This window comes from Amycolatopsis sp. NPDC003861 (assembly GCF_053605405.1).
This window is the reverse complement of the sequence record NZ_JBSGJD010000411.1, coordinates 1-5,235: the sequence shown is the minus strand read 5'-3', so window position 1 is coordinate 5,235 and position 5,235 is coordinate 1. Positions and strand designations below refer to the sequence as shown.

General features: G+C 73.2%; 5 protein-coding genes. 2 read left to right on the top strand and 3 right to left on the bottom strand.

Annotated features, from left to right (window positions below):
* From ACWEVN_RS46330 to ACWEVN_RS46320, 3 genes are all read right to left on the bottom strand, one after another.
* Positions 1 to 891 (bottom strand): ABC transporter permease (locus tag ACWEVN_RS46330; RefSeq protein ID WP_452055515.1); only part of this gene is annotated, 891 nt, incomplete at its 3' end.
* A complete protein-coding gene (locus ACWEVN_RS46325) occupies positions 888 to 1,862 on the bottom strand; it encodes an ABC transporter ATP-binding protein (RefSeq protein WP_452055514.1) in 975 nt (324 codons plus the stop codon). The genes ACWEVN_RS46330 and ACWEVN_RS46325, both read right to left, overlap by 4 nt.
* Positions 1,859 to 2,953, bottom strand: a complete 1,095-nt coding sequence (locus tag ACWEVN_RS46320) for a LolA family protein (protein ID WP_452055513.1) — start codon at positions 2,951 to 2,953, stop codon at positions 1,859 to 1,861. Before ACWEVN_RS46320 ends, ACWEVN_RS46325 begins: the two co-directional genes overlap by 4 nt.
* Positions 2,954 to 3,101: 148 nt before the next feature.
* Between ACWEVN_RS46320 and ACWEVN_RS46315 the strand changes: the two genes are divergently transcribed.
* Both ACWEVN_RS46315 and ACWEVN_RS46310 read left to right on the top strand, forming a co-directional pair.
* Positions 3,102 to 3,818, top strand: a complete 717-nt coding sequence (locus ACWEVN_RS46315) for a response regulator transcription factor (RefSeq protein ID WP_310973518.1) — start codon at positions 3,102 to 3,104, stop codon at positions 3,816 to 3,818.
* Positions 3,815 to 5,128, top strand: coding sequence for a sensor histidine kinase (locus ACWEVN_RS46310; protein ID WP_449688164.1), 1,314 nt, complete (start codon positions 3,815 to 3,817; stop codon positions 5,126 to 5,128). The genes ACWEVN_RS46315 and ACWEVN_RS46310 overlap by 4 nt, the downstream gene beginning before the upstream one ends.
* Positions 5,129 to 5,235 lie beyond the last annotated feature (107 nt).

Genomic DNA, 5,235 nt, shown 5'->3' with positions numbered 1-5,235 from the left:
GTAAGGCGGGTTAGAACCCGCCTTACCACTCACGACCGGCCGACCACCGCCATCCCGTCGGGGTCGAGCGCGAGCCGCGCGCAACGCGCCCTCTCCCAGCATCTGTGTGCCCATCGGGTCCTGCAGCACCTCCGCCGGCGCCATCGACCAGTTCTGCGTCAGCAGGAACGGGTGCAGCCAGTCCAGCGAGGTCAGGAACCCGAGGATGGTGAACACGATGTCCGCCGCCAGCACGGACGCCACCACCAGCATCGGGTGCTCGGTCCAGCTGGAGATGGCCAGCGCCACCGCGCCGACCGCCCACAGCTGCAGCACCACCCAGCCCGCCACCAGCAGGATCCGGGCCAGCGCACCGCCGAGGGACAACGTCGTGCCCGACAGCGTGAACAGCGAATCCGTGCCGTTGATGATCAGGCCCGTCACCACACCGGTGACGCACATCGCCAGCACCGAAACCACCGACACCGTCGCGACGCCGAACGCCTTGACCGCCAGCAGGCGCCCCCGCCCGACCGGCGCGATCAGCCAGCCGCGCAGGGTTCCGTGGGACGTCTCGCCCGCGATCGCGTCCGCGCCCGCCATCGCCGACGCCAGCGGCAGCAGCAGGGCCAGGGACATCACGATCGCCGCGATCGGCAGCACGAACGCGTTGTTGACCGCCGAGGCCAGCAGCGCTCCGCCGCCGTCGTCCGGGCCGCCGCCCTGCGCACCCGCGTCGTCCACCAGCGTCAGGCCGATGCCGATCACCACCGGGATCAGGGCCAGCAGCCCGAGCACGGCCAGCGTGCGCGGCCGCCGGAAGATCCAGCGCAGCTCCGCGGCCAGCAGCCGCGGCAACGGCACCGTGTCGTGGCCCGTGCGGGCCGCCGGTGCCTCCAGGACCGCCGTCATTCCGCCCCCTCCGTGAGCCGCGCGAACAGGTCTTCCAGGCCGGTGCGGGCCCGCGTCGCCTCGTGGACCGCGACCCCCGCGCCCACCAGGACCTGCAGCACCCGCGGCGCTTCGGCCGCCGTGAGGTCGGCGCGGACGCCCTCCGGCGTCAGCCGCGCGCCGATCCGGTTCTCCCGCAGCACTTCCACGGCCTTCTCCGCGTCCGGCGTGCGGACCAGCAGGGCCGCGTTCCCGGACTCCAGCAGCTCCGCCAGCTCGCCCTGCGCGACGACGTTCCCGCTCTGCAGCACGGCCACGTGCGTGCAGGTCGCCTCGACCTCGGCCAGCAGGTGCGACGACACCAGCACGGTGACGCCCTCGGCGTGCAGCTCGGCGACGATCCTGCGGATCTCCCTGGTACCCGCAGGGTCGAGGCCGTTGGTCGGCTCGTCGAGCACGACCATCTTCCGCGGCACCAGCAACGCCGAAGCGAGCCCGAGCCGCTGCTTCATGCCGAGCGAATACCCCTTGTACCGCCGTCGTGCGGCCCCGGTCAGCCCGACGCGCTCCAGCGCCGAGTCCACCGCGGCCGGGATCCCGGCCGAGGACAGCCGCGGTTCGGCCGCGGCGAAGCGCAGCAGGTTGTCGCGGCCGGACAGGAACGGGTGGAACCCCGGCCCCTCGACCAGCGCGCCGACGTCCGGCAGCGCGTGCGCGGCGGCGTCCGGCATCGGACGGCCGAGCAGCTCGACTTCGCCCTCGGTCGGCCGGACCAGGCCGAGCAGCATCCGGATGGTGGTCGTCTTGCCCGAGCCGTTCGGCCCGAGCATGCCGACGACCGCGCCGGCCGGGATGTCGAGGTCGACGTGGTCGACCGCGACCGTGCTGCCGTAGACCTTGCGCAGTCCCCGGGTCCGCGCGGCGAGCGGAACCGCCGGGGCGGAGGCCTCCGCAGAAGCCTCCGCCCCGGACTCGACAGCCGTGCTGGTCACTTCTGACCCAGCGCTTCGTACAGGACCTGCTCCGGCACCGCACCGGCGGCGAAGCGGCCGTCATCGGTCAGCACCGCGCTGCCGACCTTCGTGGTGAAGAGGTAGCCGCTGCCCCAGGTGCCGTTGACCTTCTTGCCGAACCGCTCGAGCAGCGCCTTCGGGTCGGCGTTGCCGCCGCGGCCTTCCCGCCCGGACTGCTTCGGCGCCTGGTTCAGCGCGTCCGCCGGGACCTTGCCGGTGATGACGGTGTCCCAGCCGTCGCCGACGACCTTGACGTCCTGCTTGGCCTGCTCGGCGAGGTCCTTCGCGTGCTGGTCGACCTGCGGGGTCTTCTCCTGCACCTTGGCGCCCTTCGGCGGCGTGAAGGTGAACAGGTCGGCCGGCTGCTGGGTGAACTCGATCTCGGTGAACGCGACCTCGAGCGCCGGGGTCGCCGTGCCGTTGCTCAGCACCGACATCCGCAGCGGCATCCGCGTCTGCGAGTCGACCGCGACGCGGATCTCGCGCAACAGCGTCCGCTCGGTCGGCTTCGGCGTCAGGACCAGCTCGTAGGCCGGGCGGCCGGCGACGGTCGCGGTGCCGTCGACGGACACCGTGCTGCTCTCGCGGACCTTCGCGAGCAGTTCGGTCGACGCCGCCAGCGGGTCGGCCGTCTTGTCGCTGCCCGCGCCCTTCCGCTGGGCCACGTCGGCCGGGATGGTCAGCTTGGTCGCGGTGTTCGACTTGGAGCTGTAGTCCCAGACGGTGGTGCCGTCGTGGACCACGGTCTCCTGGCTCGCGCCCTGCGTGACGGCGAGCCGGCTCTTGCCCGCGCCGTCGCTGAAGATGTGCGCCGAGTCCATGTTCAGCGCCTGGGCGCCCGGCACCGCGTTCCCCACCGCGGGCAGGCCCAGGTCGTTGCTCACCTTCAGCGTGCCGTCGAACGCGCCCGGCTTCGCCTTGACCACCGACTGCACCAGGTCCTCGGCGCTCACCTGCGGCAGCGCCGGCTTGTCGTCCGCGCTGGCCGGCATCGCGACGAACGCGAGCCCGCCGGCACCGAGCGCGGTGCCGAGGACCGCGGCGGTGATGCCCTTCGTCTTCGGTTTCATGCGTCTCTCCCTGTGGTGTTCCCGGGCTCGAGTGTGCCCGGCTCCCTGGCCACGACGCTTCCCTCTCGAGGCTGAGATACCCCTGAAGGTTCTCTCCCCGACACTGAGATCGTGCTGAGAGCTGACGCACGACCTGCGGAAACCGGCCATGATGAGTCTCGTGAAACCTCGGGTGCTGGTGGTCGACGACGAACCGGGCGTGCGCAAGGCCCTGCAGCGCGGGCTGCGTGCGGAGGACATGGACGTGGTCACGGCCGCGGACGGGCCCACCGGCCTGCAGCTGGCGAGCACGGGCTCGTTCGACGTCATCCTCCTGGACATCATGCTGCCGGGGCTGTCCGGCTACCGCGTGCTGGAGCGGCTGCGCAAGGACGGCGTCACCACGCCGGTGCTGCTCGTCTCGGCCAAGGACGGCGAGATCGACCAGGCCGACGGCCTCGACCTCGGCGCCGACGGCTACCTCGTCAAGCCGTTCTCGTTCGTGGTGCTGGTCGCGCAGGTCCGCGCGGTGCTGCGCCGGGCCGGGCCGGAGTCCGGCCGCGGGACGCTGCGGCTCGGCGCGCTGGCCGTCGACCGCGGGCTGCGGCAGGTGCACTGGCACGACGAAGAGGTCGGGCTGAGCCCGCGGGAGTTCGCGCTGCTGGAGGTGCTCGTCGGCCGAGCGGGCACGGTCGTCACGAAGGACGAGCTGCTGCGCGCGGTGTGGGGGGAGGAGCAGGCGGTGACCCGCAACCTCGTCGAGGTCTACGTCGGGTACGTCCGCCGCAAGCTCGACGCGGTCGGGGCCGGCGCGTTGCTGCGGACCGTGCGGGGGCACGGCTACCTGGCGTCCGACGCGCAGCTCGACGAGGTCATCACGCCGTGATCTCCTGGTGGCGGGGCCGGTCCCTGCAGGTCCGGATCACCCTGCTGGCCGCGACGATCACCCTGGCCTGCCTGCTCGGCCTGGCCACGCTGGCCGCGTCGAACCTCTCGCCGCTGCTCATCGGCTCGGTCGACCGGGAGCTCACGTCCGCACTCGGCCCGGCGGGCGCCGAGGTGAGCGCCGGCCGTCCGCTGTCGGGTGCGGCGCCGGTGACGCTGCGGGTGCTCGACATCGCGGGCACGCCGGTGGACGGCGGCACCCCGGCGGGTCTTTCCCCGTCCGACGTTTCGACGCTGAAGGCCGGGCAGCCGGTCCAGCGCGACGGCGCCCGGTACCTCGGCACGGTCGTCAGCGCGCCGGACGGGTCGCAGCGCTTGGTGGTCGCGGGGGCCGGCCTGGTCGGCTTCGCGGCCGCGGTGCACTACGGCGGCGTGTGGCTGGTGGTCGTCGCGGCGGTCGGGGCGCTGGTGGCTGGGTTCGCGACGTGGCTGGTGGTGCGCTTGTCGTTGCGGCCGGTCGCGCGCATGCGGGGTTCGGTGCGCTCGCTGCCCCCGGGCGCGCGGCTGGCCCTCCCGGACTCGCACGACGAGCTGCGGGCGCTGGCGGAGGAGTTCAACGCGCTGCTGGAGCGGCAGGAGCAGGCGGCCGAACGGCTTCGCCGCTTCACCGGCGACGCGGCCCACGAGCTCCGGTCGCCGGTCGCGTCGATCCGCGTGCAGGCCGAGGTCGCGGTGACGAACCCGGATCCGGAGCTGGCTCAGGAGACGCTGTCGGACATCTTGACCGAGGCCGAGCGCCTGTCGTCGCTGCTGGACGGGCTGCTGTCCCTGGCGCGGTCGGACGCGGGCGAGGTGCCGCCGGCGTCACCGGTCGAGCTGGTGAGCGAAGTGCGGTCGGCCGTGGCGCGGCTGCCGGCGGGGGCGCCGGAGACGCGGGTAAGCACGGCGGTGGCGCAGGCGTGGGCGTCTTCGGCGCACGCGGAGGTCGAGCTGGTGCTGGACAACCTGCTGCGCAACGCGTGCCGGTACGCGCGCGGGCAGATCGTGGTTTCGGTGCTGGCGTCCCGGTCGTCGGTGCGGGTGGTGGTCGACGACGACGGCCCGGGCATCGCCCCGGAGCACCGGGAGAAGGTGTTCGACCGGTTCTACCGGATCGCCGACGACCGGGCCCGCTCTTCGGGCGGCACGGGGCTGGGGCTGGCGATGGTGGCGGAGACGGTCCGCCGCCGCGGCGGCCGCGTCCAAGTGGGCGAGTCCCCGGACGGAGGCGCGCGGTTCGTGGTCGTCTGGCGTGCGGCTCCCGCCGGCTGACGAGCCCCGGACACATGCGCCCCAATGTGGCGTTGGTTGCGTCCAGCGCACCGAACGCCACATTGGGTGCGTCCAACGCACCGAACGCCACATTGGGGCGCTTGGGG